At 54.1% G+C, this 22,798-nt stretch carries 19 protein-coding genes; 13 read left to right on the forward strand and 6 right to left on the reverse strand.

The annotated features are described in order from the left end of the window. Nucleotides 1-340: 340 nt before the first annotated feature. The 3 genes from Azoinq_RS06915 (at nucleotide 341) to Azoinq_RS06925 (ending at nucleotide 5,392) form a co-directional block, all read left to right on the forward strand. Nucleotides 341-1,144: a metallophosphoesterase gene (locus tag Azoinq_RS06915; RefSeq protein WP_216130631.1), complete on the forward strand. Its 804-nt coding sequence runs from the start codon at nucleotides 341-343 to the stop codon at nucleotides 1,142-1,144. An 8-nt stretch (nucleotides 1,145-1,152) separates the two neighbouring features. After that, on the forward strand, nucleotides 1,153-1,638 hold the full coding sequence (locus tag Azoinq_RS06920) for a 3'-5' exonuclease family protein (RefSeq protein ID WP_216130629.1): 486 nt from the start codon (nucleotides 1,153-1,155) through the stop codon (nucleotides 1,636-1,638). Nucleotides 1,639-1,879: 241 nt separating this feature from the next. Further along, nucleotides 1,880-5,392 carry a DEAD/DEAH box helicase gene (locus Azoinq_RS06925; RefSeq protein WP_216130627.1) on the forward strand — a complete coding sequence of 1,171 codons (3,513 nt, stop codon included), beginning with the start codon at nucleotides 1,880-1,882 and terminating at the stop codon, nucleotides 5,390-5,392. Nucleotides 5,393-5,576: 184 nt separating this feature from the next. On the opposite strand, the gene Azoinq_RS06930 is transcribed toward Azoinq_RS06925, so the two are convergent. Further along, the gene (locus Azoinq_RS06930) at nucleotides 5,577-5,858 is read right to left on the reverse strand and encodes a helix-turn-helix domain-containing protein (RefSeq protein ID WP_232368588.1); all 282 of its coding nucleotides are present in this window, start codon (nucleotides 5,856-5,858) and stop codon (nucleotides 5,577-5,579) included. 133 nt (nucleotides 5,859-5,991) lie between these two features. Between Azoinq_RS06930 and tssI the strand changes: the two genes are divergently transcribed. The 7 genes from tssI to Azoinq_RS06965 all read left to right on the forward strand — a co-directional run bounded on the left by tssI (nucleotide 5,992) and on the right by Azoinq_RS06965 (nucleotide 15,120). Further along, a complete protein-coding gene (gene tssI / locus Azoinq_RS06935; RefSeq protein ID WP_216130625.1) occupies nucleotides 5,992-8,691 on the forward strand; it encodes a type VI secretion system Vgr family protein in 2,700 nt (899 codons plus the stop codon). Nucleotides 8,692-8,697: 6 nt separating this feature from the next. Then, complete coding sequence (locus Azoinq_RS06940; protein ID WP_216130623.1) at nucleotides 8,698-10,332, forward strand: esterase/lipase family protein; 1,635 nt, start codon at nucleotides 8,698-8,700, stop codon at nucleotides 10,330-10,332. Continuing rightward, nucleotides 10,317-11,297: a T6SS immunity protein Tli4 family protein gene (locus tag Azoinq_RS06945; protein ID WP_216130621.1), complete on the forward strand. Its 981-nt coding sequence runs from the start codon at nucleotides 10,317-10,319 to the stop codon at nucleotides 11,295-11,297. The genes Azoinq_RS06940 and Azoinq_RS06945 overlap by 16 nt, the downstream gene beginning before the upstream one ends. Nucleotides 11,298-11,423: 126 nt before the next feature. Next, nucleotides 11,424-12,110, forward strand: coding sequence for a ribonuclease T2 family protein (locus Azoinq_RS06950; RefSeq protein WP_216130619.1), 687 nt, complete (start codon nucleotides 11,424-11,426; stop codon nucleotides 12,108-12,110). 17 nt (nucleotides 12,111-12,127) lie between these two features. Further along, nucleotides 12,128-13,396, forward strand: coding sequence for a deoxyribonuclease II family protein (locus tag Azoinq_RS06955; RefSeq protein ID WP_216130617.1), 1,269 nt, complete (start codon nucleotides 12,128-12,130; stop codon nucleotides 13,394-13,396). A gap of 23 nt (nucleotides 13,397-13,419) precedes the next feature. After that, complete coding sequence (locus Azoinq_RS06960; protein ID WP_216130615.1) at nucleotides 13,420-14,016, forward strand: ParB-like protein; 597 nt, start codon at nucleotides 13,420-13,422, stop codon at nucleotides 14,014-14,016. Nucleotides 14,017-14,025: 9 nt separating this feature from the next. Continuing rightward, on the forward strand, nucleotides 14,026-15,120 hold the full coding sequence (locus Azoinq_RS06965) for a T6SS phospholipase effector Tle1-like catalytic domain-containing protein (protein WP_216130613.1): 1,095 nt from the start codon (nucleotides 14,026-14,028) through the stop codon (nucleotides 15,118-15,120). 16 nt (nucleotides 15,121-15,136) lie between these two features. Here the strand turns inward: Azoinq_RS06965 and Azoinq_RS06970 are convergent, their stop codons facing one another. The 3 genes from Azoinq_RS06970 to Azoinq_RS06980 all read right to left on the reverse strand — a co-directional run bounded on the left by Azoinq_RS06970 (nucleotide 15,137) and on the right by Azoinq_RS06980 (nucleotide 19,339). After that, on the reverse strand, nucleotides 15,137-15,442 hold the full coding sequence (locus tag Azoinq_RS06970) for a DUF3761 domain-containing protein (RefSeq protein ID WP_216130611.1): 306 nt from the start codon (nucleotides 15,440-15,442) through the stop codon (nucleotides 15,137-15,139). Nucleotides 15,443-15,460: 18 nt separating this feature from the next. Further along, a complete protein-coding gene (locus Azoinq_RS15215) occupies nucleotides 15,461-15,886 on the reverse strand; it encodes a DUF2628 domain-containing protein (RefSeq protein WP_216130609.1) in 426 nt (141 codons plus the stop codon). Between the two features lie 459 nt (nucleotides 15,887-16,345). Continuing rightward, nucleotides 16,346-19,339: a KAP family NTPase gene (locus Azoinq_RS06980; RefSeq protein ID WP_216130607.1), complete on the reverse strand. Its 2,994-nt coding sequence runs from the start codon at nucleotides 19,337-19,339 to the stop codon at nucleotides 16,346-16,348. Between the two features lie 401 nt (nucleotides 19,340-19,740). Here Azoinq_RS06980 and Azoinq_RS06985 point away from each other — a divergent pair, with 401 nt between their 5' ends. The 3 genes from Azoinq_RS06985 (at nucleotide 19,741) to Azoinq_RS06995 (ending at nucleotide 21,501) form a co-directional block, all read left to right on the forward strand. After that, complete coding sequence (locus tag Azoinq_RS06985; protein WP_216130605.1) at nucleotides 19,741-20,205, forward strand: metallophosphoesterase; 465 nt, start codon at nucleotides 19,741-19,743, stop codon at nucleotides 20,203-20,205. Between the two features lie 28 nt (nucleotides 20,206-20,233). Next, entirely contained in the window at nucleotides 20,234-20,518 is a 285-nt protein-coding gene (locus Azoinq_RS06990) for a metallophosphoesterase family protein (protein WP_216130604.1), read from the forward strand. 209 nt (nucleotides 20,519-20,727) lie between these two features. Further along, a complete protein-coding gene (locus Azoinq_RS06995) occupies nucleotides 20,728-21,501 on the forward strand; it encodes a hypothetical protein (protein ID WP_216130602.1) in 774 nt (257 codons plus the stop codon). A gap of 442 nt (nucleotides 21,502-21,943) precedes the next feature. Here the strand turns inward: Azoinq_RS06995 and Azoinq_RS15220 are convergent, their stop codons facing one another. Both Azoinq_RS15220 and Azoinq_RS07005 read right to left on the reverse strand, forming a co-directional pair. Continuing rightward, nucleotides 21,944-22,087, reverse strand: coding sequence for an IS3 family transposase (locus tag Azoinq_RS15220; RefSeq protein WP_216130600.1), 144 nt, complete (start codon nucleotides 22,085-22,087; stop codon nucleotides 21,944-21,946). Nucleotide 22,088: 1 nt separating this feature from the next. After that, nucleotides 22,089-22,790, reverse strand: a complete 702-nt coding sequence (locus Azoinq_RS07005; RefSeq protein ID WP_216130598.1) for an IS3 family transposase — start codon at nucleotides 22,788-22,790, stop codon at nucleotides 22,089-22,091. Nucleotides 22,791-22,798 lie beyond the last annotated feature (8 nt).

Here is a 22,798-nt window from a genome sequence, read left to right on the forward strand (position 1 = left end):
TCGTACTGCTTCACGCTCCAGAACTTTTCTGGGGTGATGGGGCCAGACATCCCTTTGTTCCACAGGATTGCTGCGAATCCGATTGAACAGCAGACAGCTGGTGGTGGGCGAAATGGCAATACGGACACTTGGCTGGCGCCGACGATTTACCGTTGGCGGGTAAGCCACATCCCCCAGCCAATCAATACGCCAACTTCGCTCGTCCGGCGTCAGGCCGGAAATCACCGGCGCAGCTAGCGCCATGCAGCACTCCGTCTATTTTCAAAGGACAGGTGTCAGGCTATAACAGAGGCATCGTTCTTTCCAGCCTTCCCAGGAAGGCTTATCAGAAAGCAGACACATGAACCTCGCATTGGTCTCTGATCTTCACCACGAATGGGGGGACTGGGTGCCTTCCGAGGCAGCCCGGTCCGCTGATGTGGTGATCCTGGCGGGGGATGTGGAACATGGCACCTTGGGGATCCAGTGGGCCAGTCGCTCCTTCCCCGGGCAAACCGTGGTCTATGTGGCCGGGAACCATGAGTTCTACCGAAACAGCCTGAACCTGGTGGAGAAGCTACAAGCCCCAGAATGGAAGGCCCACGGCGTCCACTTCCTGGAGCGGGCCGTTCTGGAACTCCCTGGGGTGCGCATCCTGGGGGCCACTCTATGGTCCGGCTTTTCTCTCCAAGGGGAGGGAGAGGCCCGGCAGGCCGCCATGGCTACGGCCCAGGAGCGCATCAACGATTACTGGGATATTCAGGTACGGGATGAGGGGCCCATGCTGACACCGGCCGATACCCTGGCGGTTCATGAAACCACCGTCACCTGGCTAGACCAAGCCCTGGCTCAGCCTTTCGAAGGAAAAACGGTGGTGGTCACCCACTTTCCTCCGTTACCCCAGTGCGTCCATCCCGAGATGGAAGGCACCGCCCTGGCGCCCTACTACGCAACGGACCTTTCCTGGCTCATGGAGAAGTACCCCATTGATCTCTGGTGTCATGGCCATACCCACAGCAATACGGATTTCCTGGGGCCGAACGGGTGCCATATCCTTTCGAATCACCGGGGCTACCCGGGCCAGCATACGGGGGATAAGGAAGGGGAAAAGCTGGGGAGTCCGAGCAAGCATCCTTTCCGGCCGGACCTGGTGGTGACCTTGTAGGACTTCCCATGCTGCATGTCTTTTTCGATACCGAATTCACCGACCTGGGCAGAGGATCCAAATTGATCTCCATCGGGTTGGTGACGGAAGACGGTGACCACCGGTTTTATGCGGAATTGACCGGTACCTATGAACTTTCCGAGTGCTGTGATTTTGTCCGGGAAACCGTGCTCCCCCAGCTGGAAGGCGGATCAGTACAGATGGACCCGCCAACCCTAACCCATCGCCTTGGCGGATGGCTTGTGGGGTTAGGAGATTCCGTGCAGTTAGTGACAGACTCGTTGGCCTGGGACTGGCCTTGGATTCAGGAGATTTTCTGGGAAAAGGGTTCCTGGCCCCGGAATGTGTTGAACCAACCGCTTATTTTGGGACAAACCGAAGAGATGAACCAGGCGATTGAAGCCGCATTCGCCCAGGGACTCCGGCAACACCATGCGTTGGATGACGCCAAGGCTAATCGCCTGGCATGGCTATCGGGGCAGAAGGAGAATTAATACCTAGTGTGCGGCAAGTTATCGGCCAAAGCCGTCATCCGGCCACCCTCGTTCGTATGGCAGGTTTAGGTTGCCAAACTGACGCTTAAAGTTGCCCACGAAAGTCAGGTCGATTCAATGTCATGCTAGTCACCTACCCGCATTTTTCAAGATGGTATGATCACAACATGGATTAATACCCCGCCAAACTTGGCGGCCAATTCATAAAACAAATCCTAGTATCTGAGGGAGGTACAAGCCCGTGGCAGGAGAGCGTCCATACTTCAAGCACGGTATCGCAAATCTTGAGTCGATCTTTGAAAGCTCTCGTTCCAATGCCGCTATCTGTAAATCCCTTGTTGAAGAGCTGAAACAACGAAAAACTGCCAGGGCCGCTGAACTACTTACTCAGGTTAAAGCAGCATTGGCGCAAATATCAGGATCAAAACCTCAAGAGAGAGATAAATCTCTTCGACAATTCACCCCTCCTAAAGAAGAGGCCGTCCCTTCGGCTGTGACAGAGGAGCAAGCCGCACCCAAACCTAGTACTCCCCGGAGTACTCCTTTACCCAATACGCCAGAAGCCATTCTTGCTGCTTGGACGGCGATGGAAGCGCTTTCTCCTCAGACCTATCGGCGTCCAGCTGATCTTGTGAACGGAGACAAGCACTGTGTAGCGTTGCTAGATGGCGATGACCTTCCGTGGTTCAGAGGTGAAAAGTCGCGCCCTAAACAAAAGTTGTACTACCAAATAGTTTTGGGCAGTGTCCACGTTGACCGTGCCACTAATGCACTTATCCGGGTATTTGGCGAAGACGAAGAACGCAGTGCAAGGGAACGAGAGAAGGCAGTTCTCGCTGCAATCTTGGTGGATAAAGATGGGTTTTTGCTAGAAGAAAGCTCGGTGGCAATTTCCAGTTTTGGGTGGGCACTCCCGATTGCTTTAGCTGGCGACCTAGCCGGACTCGGCGCATGGGGGGACGCAGAACGGCCTCTTGTCGATGGACTAACGAAGCAACTCTCCCGACAGGACAGAGATGGCAACGCGTTGCCATTAGATGCAGCTGTCCTTAACAAGGCATTTCAGTGGCTCGTTGCCTCATTGAGATTGCCGACCGACCTTTATGAACAGCCTAGCTTTGTGCTTCGCATCTTTCATTACTTTAAGTCGAAGACTCCACCAGAAGTCACTCTCCTTAACTCATTCTTTCTTTCCGACTTAGCACGCGCTACCAGTTTGGTAAGGAATAGCCAACCTAATCAGGTTTTAGCACGATACCTCGGGGCCGAGAAAGTCTCTCATAGCCCAAATCTACTTGAAAACCTTTCGCTAGTTGAGTCCCTGGTTGCTCCTGCGCTGACGCCGGCTACTCGTTGGCCGGCGCCTGGTGGGCATCCCTTGGTAACCTTGCAACAAGCAGCAGTGAACGCGTCGCGCATGGAACTCGCGGGTGGGAAGGCGGGCATCGTTGCTGTGAATGGCCCGCCAGGAACTGGAAAGACAACCTTGCTACGCGACATCGTCGCTAGCTGCGTGCTTGACCGCGCGACTGCGATGGCGGAGTTTGATGATCCCCGCACGGCCTTCAAGACTACAGGGCTGAAAGTTTCTGCCGGGAGCAGTGCGTTCTTCCATCTCTATAGCGTAGATGAGTCTTTGAAGGGCCATGAGGTGTTAGTTGCATCGAGCAACAACAAGGCCGTAGAAAACGTAAGCAAAGAGCTCCCTTCCCTAAAAGCAATTGGCCGTGATGTGGCCTACTTCAAAACAGTTTCCGATAGAGCCTTATCCAAGCGAGCAGAAAGTGGCGAGATTGTTGCAGGAGAGCCTACTTGGGGGCTAATCGCCGCAGTCTTGGGTAATGCCAAGAACCGCCAGGTTTTCCAAGAAGCCTTATGGTGGGACGACGATAAGAGCTTACGGTTATATCTGAAAGCGGCCAGGGGTGACTCGGTTGTCCGAGAAATTAAGGACGAATCAGGCAATGTTATCCGGCGGGAGGTTCCGTCCATTATTGATGCCGAAGCGCCTCCTTCACCGGAAGAGGCGCGAGTGAATTGGCGCAAGGCACGTTCACGCTTTAAGACGCTTCTCTCTGAGGTTGACGCAGAGCTACGCTTGCTCGAATCCGTACGAAAAGTCTGTTTAAGTATTCCGTCCGCCCGAGGTGAAGTGAATGCTGCTAGCTCTGATTTAATTATTGCAACTCAGGCTATGTCTGCTCAGGAAGCAGTTGTCAATACAGCACAAGCTAACCTACGTACAGCAGAAGCCGCGAAAGTAGATGCAATACAAGTAGAACAGAGCGCCTTCTCAAGCCGGCCTAGTTGGTGGCATCGACTGTTCAATACACAACGTATGAAAGCGTGGCATCGCATTTACGATCCATTACTCTCCGCTCGCCAAACTTCTGAACGCCGATCAGAAGCCGCCAGCACTGCTTATAAAAATTCGACAGCCTTATTAAATGAGGCAGAAGCAAATGTCCAATCAGCTCAGCAAATCTTAGAAAAGCAGAAGGCAAAACTCTCGTCCTTAGAGCAAGAGATTGATTCGCATCGGCCGCGTTTGGGGTCGCGCTTAGTTGACGAAGAGTTTTTCGTAAAAGGTCACGAGCACTGGAACTTAGCCTCCCCTTGGCTCCCGGATACCCTTCACCAGAAGCGGGAGGGGCTATTTGTTGCGGCACTGGAGCTTCATCGAGCATTCATTGATGTTTCAGCTCAAAGAATCTCTCACAACCTTGGTGTCTTGATGGGCGCTATGCAAGTGGGGGCACTCCATGAGGAAGCAAAGAAAGCATTGCTGGGAGACTTATGGTCCACCCTGTTCTTGATCTGTCCCGTTGTCTCGACTACTTTTGCTTCGGTGGATCGTATGCTCGGAGACTTACCTGCTGCTAGTTTTGGGTGGGTTCTAGTGGATGAAGCCGGCCAGGCGACACCACAGTCTGCGGTGGGCATGCTAATGCGGGCAAAAAGAGCCATCGTCGTCGGCGATCCTCTCCAAATCCCTCCGGTCGTATCCCTACCGCAACGGCTCGTTTCGGAAATAGGTAAATTCTTCGGCCTAGAAACTAATAAATGGCTAGCACCAGAAGCGTCAGTGCAGACATTAGCGGACCAGGCGTCTCGTTTGAAAGCTGAGTTCCAAGCCGATGTTGGCGTGCGCGAAGTAGGACTCCCTTTGCTTGTACATCGCCGATGTCAAGAACCCATGTTCGGTATATCCAACCGCATCGCATACGATGGGCAGATGGTTTATGCCGCAGGAAATCCATCAATTGGTTTCGTCGCTCAAGTCTTGGGCAATTCCCAATGGTTTGATATTGATGCGACAGCAGAGAGTAAGTGGTGCGCTGAAGAGGGGGAGTTTGTCATTCAACTCTTATCCAAGCTCGCAATGGCTGGCGTCCAGCAGCCGGATATCTACATCATCACGCCATTCCGCATCATTGCTCAGGAGCTGAGACGGCGAATTGAGTCGGAATCTGGTTTATTGCAGAGTCTGGGGGTTGATGCAGATGAGTGGCTAAACGATAGGGTAGGAACAATCCATACGTTCCAAGGCAAAGAAGCGGAAGCCGTTATTGCGGTACTGGGGGCTCCGATGTCAGCACAGCAAGGAGCCCGGCGATGGGCTGCGTCCACCCCCAACATCTTTAATGTGATGGTTTCTCGGGCGAAGCAGCGCTTATACATTGTTGGCTCACGCGCAGCCTGGTCAACGGTAGGACACGGCAAGGCCGTTTCGAGCGCACTAAATCGAACTTGAGGCGGCTGCGGAAGAGTCCGGAATTTCGTGTAAAGCGGGCATTGCTCATTCCAACGGAAAATGACTGGTTTGGCCGATTAGCACGCAGTCAGCCTTCTGGCTGCACAACTGCTCCGTTCCGTAACCAACCGCTCGGCTACCGAGATGGTGAATGTCTTTAATGGGACGATTTGAGCAAATCAGGTCAGATTCGCTCTTTAAGCTGTTTTTTAGCTGCAGCGAGTGTCTCCGTCAGATCTGCGTCGGAAATCTTTCCGTTAGCCAGTAAGAGAAGAAGGATCGCCATGGTCTGGGGAATGTTTCTACCTGATTCGTACCTTGAACCGGCCGATTGCGTCGTTCCAAGCTGGCCCCAGAAATCGAGTTGGCTCATCCCCAAAGCCTTACGGTATTCACGAATCTCGGTGAGAGCAAACTTTTTCTTCATGGCAATGCCCACAGTGATTTGAGTGTAGGAGACGGGCATTCTATGCTAACCGACAGCCCGGTCGGTCGTTCCGGAGCCTCCTAAGTCAAGACCTATCACATTTTTCCTATGTCATAAATGAATTAATTGTCATAGACTCGGGCCGGTTCAAAAATAGCGAACCGGCCTTAGCATGACCTCCCTCAGCGACCTGCTTCCCAGTTATGGAAGCGCCTTTCGTCAGACCCATCGTTTAATTACCCTCTCGGTTTCCGGCTTAGAAGCAGAAAAGCTCTTGCCTCTGGAGGTGAGTGGCACGGAAAGCCTGGAAACCGACTACCGGATTCAGGTGACCTGCCTGTCGCCGGACACCCAGATGGAACTCAAGCAGCTGGTAGGGCGGGCGGCCCAGGTGTCGGTACTGCTGCCAGAGGGGGCCTATCAGCCCCGGTCCGGCCTGATCAGTCAGGTAGGCCTGATCGGTAGTGACGGGGGATTTGCCCGATACCAACTGGTTATCGAGTCCGGCTTCAGCCTGCTGACCCATCGGACCAACAGCCGTATCTTCCAGGACCAGAGTGTTCCGGAAATTCTGGATACGGTGCTAGGCGAACATCGGGCCCAGGGTGGTCCCTGGGCAACCGCCTTTCATTGGCAGAACCGGCTCAGTAAAACCTATCCCCCCCGCTCCTACTGTCTCCAATACCAGGAATCCGACTACACCTTTCTGCGTCGTCTCCTGGCCGAAGAGGGCATTGCCACCCGCTACGAATTTCAAGGGGAAGAAGCGGACAGTCCTGCCCATACCCTGGTTCTCTTTGACGATCCCTACGACGCTCCCGCTGCCGGACAGCAAGCCATTCGCTATCACCGGGACGACGCCACGGAGGAAGATGACACGCTCACCACCTGGGATGGCGTCCGTCGGGTACGCAGCAGCCAAAGCACTCTGGCCACCTACGACTACAAGCCCGTGGCCCCCCTGCAAGGGGAATCAGGTACCCGGATCGACCAGGGAGAAATGGGCAACGCCCTGGAAAGCCAGCTCACGGCCTATACCCCCCTGACCCACTACTACGGCAGCGACACCGACGATCTCTCCCGCTACACCCAGCTCCGCCAAGACCGGCTGGACCGTGAGGCTAAGGACTACGAAGGGGCCGGAAACGCCCGGGGCATGGCCGCTGGCACCTGGTTCCAGCTGGAAGACCACCCTCGTCATGAAGGGCAGGATGCCGACAGTCGGCGCTTTCTCGTCAGAAGCCTGGACTGGCAGGCCCAGAACAACCTTCCCGCTGACCTGACACAAGGCCTGGCCCAGTTGTTGGGCCAGGACAAGGCAGCATCGCCAGAGGGGCAAGCCCCTTACCATGTCCGTTTCAACGCCGTCCGCCGGGACACTCCGGTTCTTCCCGGTTTTGCTTCGGCGGTCAAACCCACGGCCCCCGGACTACAAAGCGCCACGGTGGTGGGCCCGGCAGGAGAAGAAATCCATACGGACGACCTGGGACGCATCAAAGTGCAATTTCATTGGGCCCGGAACCAGGACCATCCCAACGGCGGAGCCGCCCTGGATGACCGGTCCAGTTGCTGGATTCGGGTCTCCACCCCCTGGGCGGGGTCCCAATGGGGCAACCAGTTTCTGCCCCGGGTGGGCCAGGAAGTACTGGTGGACTTCCTGGAAGGCGATATCGACCGGCCCATCGTCACCGGCGCCGTCTACAACGGACGCCACCGCCCCCCCGACTACTCCGGGCTGGGCTCGCTACCCGCCAATCGGACCCTGGCGGGGATTAAGACCAAAGAATACAAAGGGGGCGGTTACAACGAACTGCTCTTTGACGATAGCACGGGACAAATCCGGGCCAAGCTTTCCAGCGAACACGGGAAAACCCAGCTGAATCAGGGCTACCTGATCCACCCCCGTAGCGAAGGCAAGGGGGATCCCCGGGGCGAGGGGTTTGAACTCAGAACGGACAAAGCCGGTGCCCTCCGGGCCGCTCAGGGCCTCCTCCTTTCTACGAACGCCAGAATCAATGCCTCTGGCAACCAACTGGACCGAGCGGAACTGATTGGTATCCTAAAAATTTTGGAGAGCCTGCATAAAAGCTTGTCTGAAACTGCCAAAAGCCATCAGGTGGACGAGACAGATATTCAGCCCTTAGCCCGGCTTCGTGAACATGTGGAGAACTGGGAAAAGAGTAGCAACACAGCGGGGGGCAAACCCGATGCCAAAGGTGGTAAGCCCATCATGGCCCTGACGGCACCGGAAGGGCTGGTGGTAGGAACCTCAGCCAATATAAACATAGCAGCGGAAAACCACATTGATGTAGCCAGCAACCAGAACATCCAAATGTCCGCCGGGAGGCGGTGGCTGGTTCGTGCGGCGGAAAGTGTCAGCCTGTTTGCCCATCAGACCGCCAATACCATTGCCATGAGACTTATCGCCGCTGGCGGGAAAATCCTGGTCCAGGCCCACAGCAACAATGTGGAAGTAACTGCCGCCAAAAAAATCATCCTGACCGGCCTGGAAGAGATCAGCCTCAATGCCCCAAAAATCCATCTGGTTGCCAATGGAGCCCAAATCACTTTGGGAGGCGGGAGCTTGACCACCCAATGTTCCGGCACCCATACCCAGATGGCTGGCCACCACAACCTGACGGGGCCCGGTGGCGGAGCGGTGTCCGGTTCACTCCCTGCTAGCCAGGCGTCCTACGACGAAAAATTTCGTCTCCACTTTCCCAACGGGGATCCCATGGCGAATCTCCCCGTAGAGGTGCGAGATGGTAAAGGCAAAGTCCTCTGGAGCGGCAAGACCGATGGAGATGGATATACCGAGCTGCTGAAAAAAGACCTTCCGGAAGATGCCCGGATTAAATTCAAGAAAGGCTAAAAGCTGATGAGTGGCGAAACCTTCCGTCGTGTTCAGTTGCACTTTGACGAACACATGAATCCCCAAAGCGACTCGACTCTTAGTCGGGATGCCTGCACCCTTCGAGCTATGGGCATTTGGCCACCCCGAGCGGTAGTTCCCGTGATTTTTCTGCCGGGAATTATGGGGACAAACTTGAAATCGAAGAGCAGTGGTGACGCTGCTTGGATACCGCCTAACAAACTTGGAGAAAAGCTATCTGAGGTATCAGCCAGAAAACAGCAATCGCCTGATCAACGTCAAATTCAGCTGACGCCGGAAGACTGTGATGTCTATGATTATCAAAAGGCGATTACTGTTCCTGAAACCTACATGGCTTTGGATGATAAAGAAGCCAAAGCCAGACATTGGGGAGAGCTGCACGCCGAGAGCTACCTTCAGTTTCTGCTAACGCTAGAGAATGCCCTGAATTTCCCTTGGGTAGGTTTGGAGGAAAGCAGTCCGAAACCATCGGACGTCTGGAAAGGGGTATTTCATCCCAAAGGCTGGAAGCCTCAAGCCCCCTTGACGGAAGCGGAGTTCAAAAGTCGGATGGGAAAGGTTTATTTCCCGGTGTTTGCTTGTGGCTACAACTGGCTGCAAGACAATGCAGACTCCGCCGAGCGGCTGAAAGAACGCATTACCGAGATAGAGTCCCGCCTCAGCACCAGCAGTTATTTCCAATATAGCAACAAGGTAATCCTGGTGACCCATTCCATGGGAGGCTTGGTGGCGAGAAAGGCGGTTCAAGACTTAGGTGACAAAGTGCTGGGGGTGTTTCACAGCGTTCAGCCGGTTACAGGGGCCCCAGCAGTCTATCGACGTTTTAGGGCAGGGACAGAAGTGGATGGTCTCTTTGATTTTTCTGGGGCTGGAGCGGCCGTAGTTTTGGGTTGGGATGCGGCCGATGTGACCTGTGTCCTAGCGAATGCCGTGGGTCCATTGGAATTATTACCGACCCAGGACTATCCCGCCGAGTGGTTACACATCACGGACGGGGAAAAAACCATCAAGATGCCTGCTCAGGGGGAGAGTCCCTATAAGTCAATATATTCAGTTTCATCTACAGATAAATGGTGGGGAATGGTCACCCCGGAATTGATTGATCCGGCAAATATATATATTTCAAAAAAGCCGAACATGGATATATTTAAGGATCATTTTTTGTCACTAATGAATGACGCAGAAGAATTTCATTCGTCGATCCAGCTTAACGCTCACGCTTGTACCTACGCCAATTACGGAAACGATCCTAGCCAAAGAAGTTTTGAAACAGTGAAATGGCGGACGACACAAGATATTGCGAATTGCTCGGAATCTGACATCCTTAGTGCCACCACAACCCATAAAAAGCTAACTGGTCGCGTAGAGGTAAAGATTCATGAGAAACGGGTGAGTTTTTATCCGGACAACAAAAATGAACCCGGGGACGGGACAGTGCCGGCCCCTTCGGGCAAAGCGGTGGGAAAATTGACGGGTATCCAAGAGGTATTTGAACTCACCGGATTTGATCATCAGCACAGCTATTGTGATTCTGTTTCACAGAAAACTGCACTGTATGCGATAACAAAGATCGTGCAAAAGTTAAATATTGAGGCTGATGACGAATGCAAAAATTCTTAATGCTAGTAACGGCATTGTTTTTGACAGTGAGTGGGGCCAACGGACAAGGAAATAACTCAGTAATGCAGACTATAAATTTAGGCAGGTTCCTGGTGAGCATCCCGAAAGACGTGAACATTGTAGGTCAGGGGTACTTTTATGTGGACGATTTAATTATAAAAAAAACGAGTTTTGATTCGCTTCAAAATTCCATAAAAGAAGATGAAGACAAAATAAACTCAAAGAACAGCAAGTATCAGGTTGTAAAAATTGTTAATGGAGCAAAAAAAGGTAGTAGCGTAATAATTAAAAGAAGAAAAAATTATATTGTTTATGGACATGAATTGGGGTATGAGTTATCTGGTTATTTTTGGCTAAATGGATATTTGTATCAATTAAAGTCAGAATGTAGTGTGGATAGGCTCACACCAACATTAGAGAAAATGCTGAGCTTAATTTCAAGCGCCCAGCCGCTGAATGACAGAGAGATTCCAACAATTCCAGGGTTCTGTGTGAAAGGGGCATTTTTTCCAGGTGTGCCACCATATGACCATTACGAAAGCGCGGAAATCTTCCTTAGATTAAAAAAATATCCTGATGTAACAGTAAAGATTTCCGTTAGAACAAATGCAGGGAAAATGGATGACGGGCTTATTAGCCGAGTTGATAAAAAGCCGCTTCCTGCAGAATTTAATGAAATTGCTAAAGGCATAAAAAAGCTGCGAAAGGGAAAGCATAACGTAGGAAATATGGAAGGAGAAGAAATATTAGAAACCTATCCAACCGATGATGGATATTCTGTTCATACCTTTACCTGGGAAAGCGATGGTAAGCCAAATGATATTTATCATCCGGTCATGGTCGTCAACGTTAACTCAGGAAGAAGCGAAATGGGTGGATTTGAAAAACCCCTGATTTCAGACAAAGAGGCGATCTCCCTGTTCGATGAAATCGTAAACTCCATCCGTGTTCGCCCCATAAAGTGAACTGCAACTTTCCCTCCATGCGAGCGCTAGGTGGAGTACGGCGGATGCAATATGCGAATATGCATATTGCATCCTCTGGATTGCCGGTGCTACCGTAAAAGCCTCAACTTTGGGAGGAGGCTGGACATGAACCGCGCAAAGGCTTGGCTTGTCGTTTTCCTGAGTTCCGCGTTCTTGCTGGTCGGTCAGGCAGAAGCTCGGCATCCTAAACACTCGTCCTCTTCCCAGGAGACCGCCACCCAGCAAGGGACGGCCGGGCAATTCGATTACTACCTCCTGACCCTCTCCTGGTCTCCCACCTATTGTTTGACCCATCCCGGCGACACCAAGCAGTGCGGAAACAAAGGCCTCGGATTCGTCCTACATGGCTTGTGGCCTCAGTACAATTTCGGCGGTTATCCGCAAAACTGCCCGACCCAATACCAGCTGACTCCGGAAGCCATTGCCTTCGGTGACACGATTTTTCCCAACAGCAATCTGATCAGCCATGAGTGGAGCAAACATGGCACCTGTAGCGGCCTGGATGCGTTAGGTTACTTCCAGGCAGCGGATCAGGCCCGTACCAGCGTCAAGGTTCCGGAAGCCTTTGATGCCCCTAAGACCACCTTCGCCACCACCGCCAAAGACATTGCGGCCCAATTCACTGCAGCCAATCCTAACTTCCCCGAGCACGCCGTGGTGGCTTCCTGCAGTGGGCCTGAGTTGGCCGAAGTCCGTATTTGCTTAGACAAAGACTTGAATCCCCAAGCCTGCGGTACCTCCGTTAAATCCAACTGCGGACAACGAAGCGTCCGAGTGCCTTCCGTGCATTAGAAGAGCAGGAGCCCTCCATGTTCTCTTCTACGCTAGCGGCCTGCCGCCGCCGACTGCTTCTCCCCCTGGCGGCGGTAACCCTGGCCCTGGGGGGCTTCCTCCAACTCCCGGCCTGGGCTGATGATCTGGCGGCTCCGGTGCCTTTGGTTGCCAAGGGCCAACCCGCCAACTGGTGGTTCGTTTTCAAATTCAACGCCAAGGCTTTTCCCCAATGCGGAGGGAGTTCAATTGCCTGTCCCTTTGGGGGAGAGCCCAAGCGTTATATCGCTGGCCAACAATACGTTTCTGCCAGTGACCAAGCCCCTAGCCTAGCCAAAGGCGAAGGCTGCCTGGGGGATACGGCATCTGATCCAGTGGGGGCCACCTACGATGAGATCTATAACGGGGCCTGGTATTACGTGGTTTGGAACGACCAGTTCTATGATGCTCCGAGTATCCCGGGATGCTCGGGGAACTGCAGCTCCCCCTGGGGCCATTCCAAGGGCCTGCTGGCCTGGAATGAAGCGGGAGAGGGATTAGTCCTTCAGGTCAGCACCCCGTCCTGGCCGGGCGCCGGGAGTGCCCAGTATCCCCGCCAAGGGGATGGCAATACCCTGGGATGCATCACCGACGATGACGTGAAGGTCAGCCAGCACTTCTTCTCCGTGAAGCTATCCAAGGACGATGTGGTTCTGGTGCTTCAGGCCCTGGATCATGCCAGTGTGGCCACGGATCCCTCCAATCCCCAGATCGTCCACAACGGGGGCCCCGCCGATATCCAGGCCCTGGTGGAGAATTTAGGGCACAAGCGCCACGACACCGCCGTCACCACAGCCAAGCTTTCCTCGGGCGTCACCCTGATCTCCAAGCCTTCCGATCTCAATGTCCCGCCCTGGCAAATGGTTTCTGCCGTGTTAGGAACGGTTCCTCTCCGTACGGCAACCTGGTGGGCTTCTCCCCGAATTCCCTCTACCGACCCTTCAACCCCGGTGGACTGCTGGGATGGACAGTTAGGAAAGCCAGGGGCGGTAGCTATTGCCACCAGTGGCCAGTGGGACGGACAGACCTTCGGATTGAAGGGGGGGCCGGGGCCTGACTTTAATCACGCTAAAATCGGTGTCTCCACGGACGATAGTAGTCACCTAGCCATTTTTGGCGATTTGAACCAGCAAGGGTCTTTGTCTGGCCCGAACTGCAAAAGCAGTCAAAACGGCCGGGGAGGCCTGTTCTATGTGCTCGATAACGCCTCCCTGTCGGACAGTCTCCGCCTGCTGATCCAAGGCGACACTGCCCCACCGGCAGAGTAGGTTGAATTCATTTGGGAGTTCCTATGGCATCCCTTCATGAAGCGCCTGTACATAAGCTGCGGCCGACCCAATTGACCGTCGGCATGATTGAAGTGCACGACAAACAAAAGCACCTGGAGTCTCTGGCCCCCGCTGCCCAGCGGGATTTTATGGCGGTTCATCCGATCCCAGCCGTCAAAGGCCCCGGCGACCAGCTGTTTATTACGGACCATCACCATCTGGCCCGGGCGGCCCAGGATGCGGGGGTGGAAAGCGGCTTCTTCCAAGTGGAAGCGGACTTTTCCGCCTATGACGAGGGACGCTTCTGGCCGGAGATGGACAAGCACGCCTGGGTGCATCCCCTGGACCGGCACGGGGTACGGCATTACTACACCCTGATTCCCAAGCACGTGAGCCAACTGGAAGACGATGTCTATCGGTCCCTGGCCGGATATGTGCGGAATGCGGGGGGCTACGACAAGACCCCCACAGCTTTTGCCGAATTCGTCTGGGCTGACTTCTTTCGGCGCTCTATTCCGGTGGAAGCGGTCCAGGCCGATTTCAGTGAAGCGGTGACCCAAGGGTGCGCCCTGGCCTTGAGTGATCAAGCCAAAGGCCTGCCCGGGTATCGCGGCAAATAGGAGCCAATCATGGACGCTACCCCCACCTCACCCCGGGGGACTACCTCGGGCGGGCGCAATATCGTGCTGTGCTTCGATGGCACCAACAACCGCTTTGATGCGACCAATACCAATGTGGTCAAGATGTACAGCATGGTGGATCGTACCCATCCGGATCAGCTGGCGTATTACCAACCCGGGATCGGGACCATGCCGCCTCCTGGCATGTGGGGGAAGCTCAAGCGTTGGTTTGTGACCCGGCTCGACCTAGCTGTAGCGTGGCTCTTGCCCGAGCACGTGTGTGATGGCTACCGCTTCCTGATGCGCTATTACCAGGAAGGGGACCGGATTTTTATCTTCGGGTTTAGCCGGGGCGCCTATTCCGCCAGAGTGTTAGCCGCCATGCTCTATAAGGTGGGCTTGCTCACCCAAGGGAATGAGGAACTCATTCCCTTTGCCTGGACTATGTTCAAGAAGGAGCAAGACTCTGAGCTTTATAAGGGCTTTCGGCATACCTTCGGGCGACGGGTTCGTGTCCAGTTTCTGGGGCTCTGGGACACGGTCAGTTCCGTGGGCTGGTTCTGGAATCCCAAATCCCTGCAATTTACGGCGAACAACCCCATCGTTGATGTGGTCCGCCATGCCGTCTCATTGGATGAGCGACGGGCCTACTTCCGGCAGAATCTCTGGGGGAGCCGCTATGAAACTACCGATGTGCTCCAGGTCTGGTTTCCCGGGGTGCATTGCGATGTAGGCGGAGGCTATCCGGAGGCGGAGTCCGGCCTATCCAAGCTGGCGCTCCGTTGGATGTTCGAACAGGTGAAGCCTTATCACCTGAGGTTTCACCCCAAGGCGGTGGCGGAACTGCTGCCCGAAACGGATACCCCGGGTGAAGCGGCCCCCAGCCCGGTCGCCTTGCAGCACGAGTCCTTAGCGGGCCTTTGGTGGTTGGTGGAATACCTCCCCAAGCCCGTTCAGAAAAAAGTCGGCCCTGACCGGTATGAGACCGAATGGATAATCCCGGGAGGGCGCCCACGCAAAGTTCCGGGGGATGCTCAGATTGATCCTTCCGTCTATGAGCGGATTCAGGCCGTCCCGGCTTATGATCCGCCGAATCTACCGTGACCCCACGGGGAGACGCTCAGAGCCAGCTGGCCACACCACCGTGGTGAGAGCAGGTGCCGCGATGGTGCTGGCTGAAGGAATAAGAGCCGTCTTCACATTTTGCGGAGGCTCCTGCGGGCGCTTTCCCGGACTTGGAATGGGCCGGGGAGTGGACGACCTTGCCTGACTTATTGACGTAGTGGTGATGTTCCACTAACTGGCCTTCGTTCTGAAGGTCATCCATGTAGGGATTGTGGTGCCGGATAGTCCGGGCTTCGCTAAGGGAGGGGGAGAGCGAAGTGAGGGCCATTAAGCCCAGTAGGACGATATGTCGGAGCTGCATGGAAAGTATCCTCAAGGATTAAATCGGTTCCCGTGGTCCCCAAGGATCCGGGGAGAGGGGGCGTGGCGTGCCTTTGCGAAGATAAGCGCCGATGGCTCCTTCAGGCGTATTGGCTAGTTCTCGACCAACCCGGTCAAATCCCCGATCAACCAGGTTACTTCCTCTTAACTCGTTGCCCTTGAGGCCAATGCCCACAATGAGGGCTAGGTTGATTAGGTCGGCCAGGCCAAAGCGATGGCCGTAGGGGATACCCCACAGATACCCCTCCGGACTGGGAAACAGTGCATAAGCCAACATTCCCACAATGAGCACTATAGCCCCATAGCTCCACAGTTTGTGCCAGCAGAGCCAAAGCCCTCCGAAGATCAGTCCTGGGAAGGAAAACCCCTCCTTGATGGCGACCAGTCGTTGGTCCGGATGCTGATAAATTCGGTAGGTTCGCATAGGTGCAGGCAACGAAAAGGTTACCTATTATTACGCCATTGGCGTTTATCTGACTGTGAATTATGACTTTGGTGTTTTGAAGCGTAAGGTTAGTGTGGGAAGTAAACAAAATGTAGAAGCTGTCATTCCCTGTTTCTGAATGGTATTAACCGGTCTGTACTCAGAACCGGCTTTTTTAGGCGCCACTGGCGGCTTTGGGTTTCCTGACGTATTGGGGGTAACGTCAAACGAAGTGGGGTAGGGGAGTATGCCTAATTTCCGCTCCTCGGCCTAAGCGGTCACCCAGTGCTTGTCGCTCGAACGTCCGGAACCTGGAGCACTTCCGCCATTCGTCCTTTTAGGTTGAAAGACGTTGAAAGACCAGTGTCGGAGCAATCGACTGAAGTTAAGTTCTTGAGTTCTCATGAACACCGATCGTACCGAGTCAGTAATGTTAGCTCAACGGACGCTCGACCCAGTTCAAGACCGATCCGACGGAAGCTTGTCGGACTCCGCTCCAGCCGCTATTGCTTCTTCGGCCAATCCATCAAGTACGGCGAAGACTTCAGCCAGATTTTTGCGATACGAAGCTATGTAGTTGGTTGTGACTACATAGCGCTCTTTGACGTGCATGGCTCGTTGGCGAATGAGATTCTGGTGCTGACTCCAATACCGTCCCATCTCCCTCGAATCAAGACCCCCTGGAAGCTCAGCCTTTGACGCAGAGTAGCCCATTTCATCTCTGCCCGAATAGAACGAGCGACTCAAGTGCGATAGACAGTGGTCTAGAAAATGAAAGACGTTGTCCTCGTCGATATCGGGGTTGAAGCAGACGCCAAAGGCGTACTCGTTCATCAGCCTTGCTATACCGCCACCATCGTCAGTCCCACACTCGTCATAATGCCCGCAGCCCACTCCTGACCCATTTGGGGGCAGCGGATTGCTCAGCTGGTAGATCACGAAGGACTTTACGGAAGAGCGCGCCGAGGAAACGTGCTGAGCAAGGAAAGCGGAACCTTGCTTGAATTGATCATCTCTTGATGCCTGCTGGCCAAGTTGAGACAAAGCTTCGCCGAGAAACGCTTCAACTGGGGCGTCACTGACTTCTGAAAGGAAGTTTCGCTGCGGATCAATGTAGGTTTGCTTGAACAGCGCGAACACCGTCTGAGACAGTCTTCTCATTCCCATCAATGCGAGATTACTGACCAAACCACTTGTCACAGCGCTTCGATCCTGATGGACGATAAGGGCTGAATGCAGGTTGTAAAGTTGTCCCTGACGATCTGCGGAGCATTGGAGCCTGAACAACATGAGGTCGTTCCAGGCAAGGACGCCGCGATCGCTGCTGACAAGGCGTTGAAGTAGGCCTTTGCCTTCGTACGAACGTTCGCCGAAGATCCGCCATGCAATCTCTATGACATTCTCAGCGGTATTCGAGAGACGACGACCCGATGTCCTCCCCCAACCAGCTCGATCTAAGAGTCTAAGCAGGGAGTAGATCGATCTATGTCTTAATCCTAAACCATCATCTCTGATCGCCGAGTAGTGCGGCAGATAGTCAACCAGCATGTCGATCGCATCTTCGGCAACGGCACGAGTGAAGTCATGAGACTGATTGACGAGTACTCTCCAGAACTGATCATGTGCGCGCTCCCCTCGTTCCAATCGAAAGTCAGGCGACGTCAGAACTGAAGCAATGGGCACTCCCTTCCGAACTCTTTCCACGGCCCCCTGATACAGAATAAATGTCTCCTGTGGCTCGGGCGTGGCGAACCGCACAATCAGCTTGAGGTACGCCTCCAGATTCCTGAAAGAGTCCTGATTGAAGCAGGCACGTGACGCCAGGACCGCCTCATCTACGTCACTTTGATCACCAAGCTTCAGAGTTATCACATCGAAAAGCTGTTTCAATAGGAATCCAGCGGCCCCTGAGTGCTCCTTCACAAGTTCCGAAAACTCAGCAGAGTTCTTGAAGTTTGGTTCTCCGTATTCGCGGCTCACCGAGAAAATCCCGGAACGCCCTTCCGTCTCTTCTGCATAGATAAGCCTAAACAATCCTGGGTAGTTCAAATGCAAGAGCATGAGGTTGATGAGGTCGCGTTTATTGAAGTCCGTTCGACCTAAGTCGCTTTTCTCTATTTGCATGAGCAACGAGGCATTGACGAAGCGCTTTACCTTGCGCAAGTCACCCACAAGGGGCAAGTACTTCGCCGCCAGCTCGCCATCGAGAATATCCGCCAACTCGTTGAGCACCGCGCCAAGCTTCACCATCGTGTCGGAAGGAATTGAGCCCAGTTGATTTTCCGCGCGTTGCCAGTCTCTTCGTAAGAAGTCCCGAATGCTGGAGCTATCGACGAACAAGCTCAGCTTGACTGTCACAAACTTTTCAAGGAACTCCCGTGCCCTCGAACCCTCGTCCTTGCTCCCAGCAAATATCTCGGTGTCGTAACAAAGGACGTAGGTGGCCTGAGAGAGCTTGAACGTCCGTCGCGTTGCGAACAGAACGTTGTTGGTAGTTTTCGCATCCAATCGATCCAGATCGTCAATTACGATGATTACTCGACGTCCAATCCGCCTAAGGACTTCGTCAATATCATCAAGCAATTCATCAACTGTTTCCTGCGACGGCTCCAAAGAAAGTTTAAAGCCAAGGAACGACAGGTCGGCCTTTCCTTTTATCAGTCGAGAGTACCGCGATGCTGCCGGTCGAAATTCTGGGACGTAGACCTTTCGTTGAATTGCAGCGGACAAGTCACGAATCAAGCGGCCTGCAAGATCGGGCTCAGATGCATACCGAAGGGGTTCGAATCGACAGACGATAGCTCTATCTTCGGCACGTGCCCAGTAACGTTCCGCGAGGTTAATGAAGCTTGTCTTGCCGACTCCCCACGGTCCATCGACCCCAAAGACAAGCCCCTGGTGCGCACCGCTTGCGAGCACAGTCTCCGCGAACGACTTAGCTTGCGCCTCGCTCGCAAGCAGATCTTCTTGCTCGTCTCCGATTTCCTCATCCGCAATGAAATACAGCTGTGGAGTCGTTTTTTTGGGTCTAGGCCAGTACTGTTGAACCAGTGGCGACAACAGCACGGCGCAGAGCAGGACGAAAACTGCCAGTCCCCATTGAGGATCGGCATTCTTTAGTACCGCATGAGCCTCGGCTAGCCAGGGAGAGGTCAACTCGTTTGTCCAGATGCCGATGCTGACAGCAACCAGCAGATCGATGCGGAGACTGCGAGCCATTCGCACAGCGGCAACGTACGCGCTCCGGTTAGCCGCGTAGACCAGACATAACAGTGTTCCGAGCAGTATCCCGACGATCTTAGCCCAGAGGGCTACATCAGAAAATATCGGAGCGGCGTTCGCACCGAGGTAGAAGGAATCCCGCCACACCTCTGCACCTACAAAGCCTACGGCAAGTAACCTTGCGAAGACCTGCACCTCGGGCATCTTCATGGCTGGCTTGGTAGCCATCATCTATTCCTCCTCCGTGGTGTGGAGCGATGTTCTCGCGCCCCCCGCTAAACTGCCGCCGACGTTAATACTCTACACGAGCGCAGTTGGCTTATCGCCTCAACGTTAGCAACCCGCGCTACATTGGCCACTCCGCTGAGTTAGTACCGAATTGCCCCGACTTTCGTAGCCTTGCCGCAGGCTGCATGGGGGGAGCGTGTCCGGAATTTTGTGTAAAGCTGCCATCGGCAGTTCTTCTAACAGATGGCAGCTTTGGCCGATTAGCCGACTAATCCTGGTTGGGCAATTACTCCGAGTAATTGCCTATAGATATCCGGAAATCTAATTTATCTATCGGAGTCTACAACCTATCCTGCGATAGTGAATTCGGATTCACTACACGACAACATGCAAGGTCCGGATCAATGAAAATCGCCCTCTTTTCTGACCTTCACCTGGAATGCCTACGCGCTTCCTGGGCTCCCCAGCCTTTGGAGGTGGATGTAGTGATACTGGCGGGTGACATTTCCCTAAGCACTTACGGGATGCAATGGGCAGCAAAGACTTTTTCTGCCTGGCCCAGCGCCCCAGCCGTGATCTACGTTTGCGGGAACCATGAGTTCTACGAGGGAAGCCTTCGGCTCATCGAAGAGCTGCAAAGTCCCACCTGGGCCAGGCAGGGAATAACGTTCCTTGAACAGGGAACAGTGGAATTCCCCGGGGTTCGTATTCTCGGCTGTACGCTATGGAGTGGCTTCGATTTGTACGGCGCAGGGACACAACAGGCGCTGGCCATGGCGACGGCGCGGGCCAGCATCAATGACTATTGGATGATCCTGGGGCGCAGTGGCAAGCAGCTAGAGCCCAAGGGGGGCCCTGGCCCTGTTTAAACGCTCCGTAAAATGGCTCAAGTCCGAGTTGTCCAAACCCTTCGAGGGCAAAACCATTGTGGTCACCCACTTTGCGCCCCATCGGGGATGTGTCGCCCCGCAACACGAAGGCAGCGAGGTCTCCCCTTACTTCGTCACCGATCTGAGCCACCTGATGGCAGCCCATCCCATCGCCCTGTGGTGCCATGGGCACACCCACACCAACAATGACTTCCTCGCCGAGAATGGCTGTCGGGTGATTTCCAATCAGCGGGGCTATCCCGATGAGGTGGCCACTAGCGGCTTCCGCCCCGACCTGGTGATCGAGGTCTAAAACCCTAACTGCATCACCCATGAAAAAGGCCACTTAGGTGGCTTTTTACCCTGTTCAAACAGGCTAAGAAAAGCTCATCGGACGGCAGTACCAAGTAAGGACGCCTCGATTTTGCCTTTTATGGACGTTTGAATATAATGGGCATCAGAGCTGCCTGACGTCAGCTTGCCCGTCCACGATGGCGAAGCTGGTTCAGCAACGTTGGTTTCATGGCTGCCCGCCCAAAGGTTGGCTATCTTGTTGTGTGGACGCATCAAGAATCAGCCGAACTTAGGAGCGTGCAGATGCACAACCATTTTTCGTCTACTCATATTGAGTATCTTCGTCGTCAAGCCAAGAAGCTTTCCAAAACAGACGACATCCCTCTAAGTAAGGCACTAGACTTAATTGCACAGCAGAATGGCTGGAGCAATTGGTCGCTGTTAGTCAAGAATCGTCTGCCAGACGACTCACCCGACAACGGATACCAGCTACGCCGTACGCGGGATGAATTCATCCAAGCGATCCGCAAGTTTCAAGTTAAGCAACCCCGCAGGGGAAGAGTAAACCGCTATGTTGAGGTATTGAGGCAGACAGAGGACATTTGCAATAGATTTGTCTCTGCAAAGAACGCGATCAAATTCGCTGTCTCGTACATTGAAACCCTCCTCAAGGTTCCGAGATTCCAGGTTCAGGTATCGTCTCTTGTGGATGTCGAGATGCATCGCTGGCTGCCTTACTGCCTGGTTGCAAAGGGAAATGAAGGCCAGATTCTTTTGAATCGCAAGTACAAGCCGGTTGGCTTGATCGGCGACACTTGGGTCAATTACGAAGACTTTCCTCATCTACAAACTCACTTAAAGGAAGAGCAGCTTTGGGATATGTCTCACCCGAAGGCAACCACTCCAGGCTTCTTCTATTACGACGGGGATAGCCCTTGGCGAGGACGAGCAGAGGCCTCTGCCTATCTCGAACGACTCAAGATAGCCCAATCCTTGTTATAGAAATCCGAAAAGTTCGGGGCTCGGCATGCATGTAGGCTACGGATCATAGCGATCACCTCCGACAGCCGACACTCAGCCTAGCGGCTTCCGCCCCGGCTTAGTGATCGAGGTCTGAGCCTAGAACTAGGGGCTCACTCATAAAAAAGGCTACTTAGGTGGCCTTTTTCCTCTTTGGAGAAGAACGCGTTTAGACAACTATCCGAGTTCACAGTCTCAAATATCTATGCTCATTTTCATTTATCGATGGAATTTACAACCGCCGATCATCGGCGCGATTGACTAGACCGCTGCCCTCAACAATGGCCGCTGCTTGCGCACCTCTTGGACCAGCCGTAAGGCACGCTCTCTGATCAGGGGAGTATTTGTTCGCTTTGCTCATAGCTCCATTCTTTCTAGTATTGGAGCCTCCTTAATTCTGAACTGACCCCCAGAAGTTGGACGGTCACGACCCCGCCGATCTGGCGGTGCTTCTCAGCCGGAACGCCACCGGACTGAGCCCCTGCAGCCCGAGCTTTATGCGCTCGTGGTTGTAGTAGTTGATGTAATCATGTACGCCCGCTTCGAGCGCATAAATGCTGTCGGGCATCTCAAGGTGGAAATACTCGGCCTTCAGCGTGCCGAAAGAAGCTTTCAATCGCCGCGTTGTCGAAACAGTTGCCCTTACGGCTCATGCTTTGCTTGACTCCACTCCGCGCGAGCATCGCTCGGTAGGGCTGCATCTTGTAGTGCCAGCCCTGGTCCGAGTGCACGATCAGTTCGGAGGCGGATCCGATCCGCGAAAGCGCCGCCTCGAGCGTACCGGAAACCAGCTCAAAAACCGGACGCGTAGCCATGCGGTACGCGACGATCTCGCCGTTGTAGCGATCCATGCAGGCCGACAGATAGAGCTTGCGGCCATTCACATTGAACTCGGTGACGTCGGTCGACCACTTCTGGTTTGGCGCGGCCGCGCAGAAGTCGCGCTGCAGAACGTTGGGCACGTGCTCATCGCTCATGCCCGGGATATGTCGGGAGCGCCTCCTCGCCCGGATCAACGCGCGTAGCCCCATCTTTTTCATCAGGCGCTGCACGCACTTGTGGTTGACCGGTTCCTCCGTCGAACTGCGTAGCACGGCCGTGATCCGTCTGTAGCCGTAGCGGCCCTTGTGCTCGTCATAGACGACGCGAATCTTGGCCTCCATGGTGCTTTGCTGGTCGGCACGCTGGGTCGCCTGGATCTGATAGTAGAACGTGCTGCGTGCCAGGCCTGCGACCCGCAGTAGATCCGTTAATTTATGGTGACGCCTCAACCCGGAAA

The organism is Azospira inquinata (genome assembly GCF_018905915.1).
Lineage (GTDB): Bacteria > Pseudomonadota > Gammaproteobacteria > Burkholderiales > Rhodocyclaceae > Azospira > Azospira inquinata.

Coding starts and splice junctions, on each gene's coding strand:
- Azoinq_RS06920 (WP_216130629.1), top strand. CDS start 1,153: ATGCTGCATGTCTTTTTCGATACCGAATTCACCGACCTGGGCAGAGGA.
- Azoinq_RS06950 (WP_216130619.1), top strand. CDS start 11,424: ATGAACCGCGCAAAGGCTTGGCTTGTCGTTTTCCTGAGTTCCGCGTTC.
- Azoinq_RS06980 (WP_216130607.1), bottom strand. CDS start 19,339: ATGATGGCTACCAAGCCAGCCATGAAGATGCCCGAGGTGCAGGTCTTC.
- Azoinq_RS06965 (WP_216130613.1), top strand. CDS start 14,026: ATGGACGCTACCCCCACCTCACCCCGGGGGACTACCTCGGGCGGGCGC.
- Azoinq_RS06955 (WP_216130617.1), top strand. CDS start 12,128: ATGTTCTCTTCTACGCTAGCGGCCTGCCGCCGCCGACTGCTTCTCCCC.
- Azoinq_RS15215 (WP_216130609.1), bottom strand. CDS start 15,886: ATGCGAACCTACCGAATTTATCAGCATCCGGACCAACGACTGGTCGCC.
- Azoinq_RS06930 (WP_232368588.1), bottom strand. CDS start 5,858: ATGCCCGTCTCCTACACTCAAATCACTGTGGGCATTGCCATGAAGAAA.
- Azoinq_RS06960 (WP_216130615.1), top strand. CDS start 13,420: ATGGCATCCCTTCATGAAGCGCCTGTACATAAGCTGCGGCCGACCCAA.
- Azoinq_RS15220 (WP_216130600.1), bottom strand. CDS start 22,087: ATGCCCGACAGCATTTATGCGCTCGAAGCGGGCGTACATGATTACATC.
- Azoinq_RS06940 (WP_216130623.1), top strand. CDS start 8,698: ATGAGTGGCGAAACCTTCCGTCGTGTTCAGTTGCACTTTGACGAACAC.
- tssI (WP_216130625.1), top strand. CDS start 5,992: ATGACCTCCCTCAGCGACCTGCTTCCCAGTTATGGAAGCGCCTTTCGT.
- Azoinq_RS06995 (WP_216130602.1), top strand. CDS start 20,728: ATGGCTGCCCGCCCAAAGGTTGGCTATCTTGTTGTGTGGACGCATCAA.
- Azoinq_RS06945 (WP_216130621.1), top strand. CDS start 10,317: ATGCAAAAATTCTTAATGCTAGTAACGGCATTGTTTTTGACAGTGAGT.
- Azoinq_RS06970 (WP_216130611.1), bottom strand. CDS start 15,442: ATGCAGCTCCGACATATCGTCCTACTGGGCTTAATGGCCCTCACTTCG.
- Azoinq_RS06915 (WP_216130631.1), top strand. CDS start 341: ATGAACCTCGCATTGGTCTCTGATCTTCACCACGAATGGGGGGACTGG.
- Azoinq_RS06985 (WP_216130605.1), top strand. CDS start 19,741: ATGAAAATCGCCCTCTTTTCTGACCTTCACCTGGAATGCCTACGCGCT.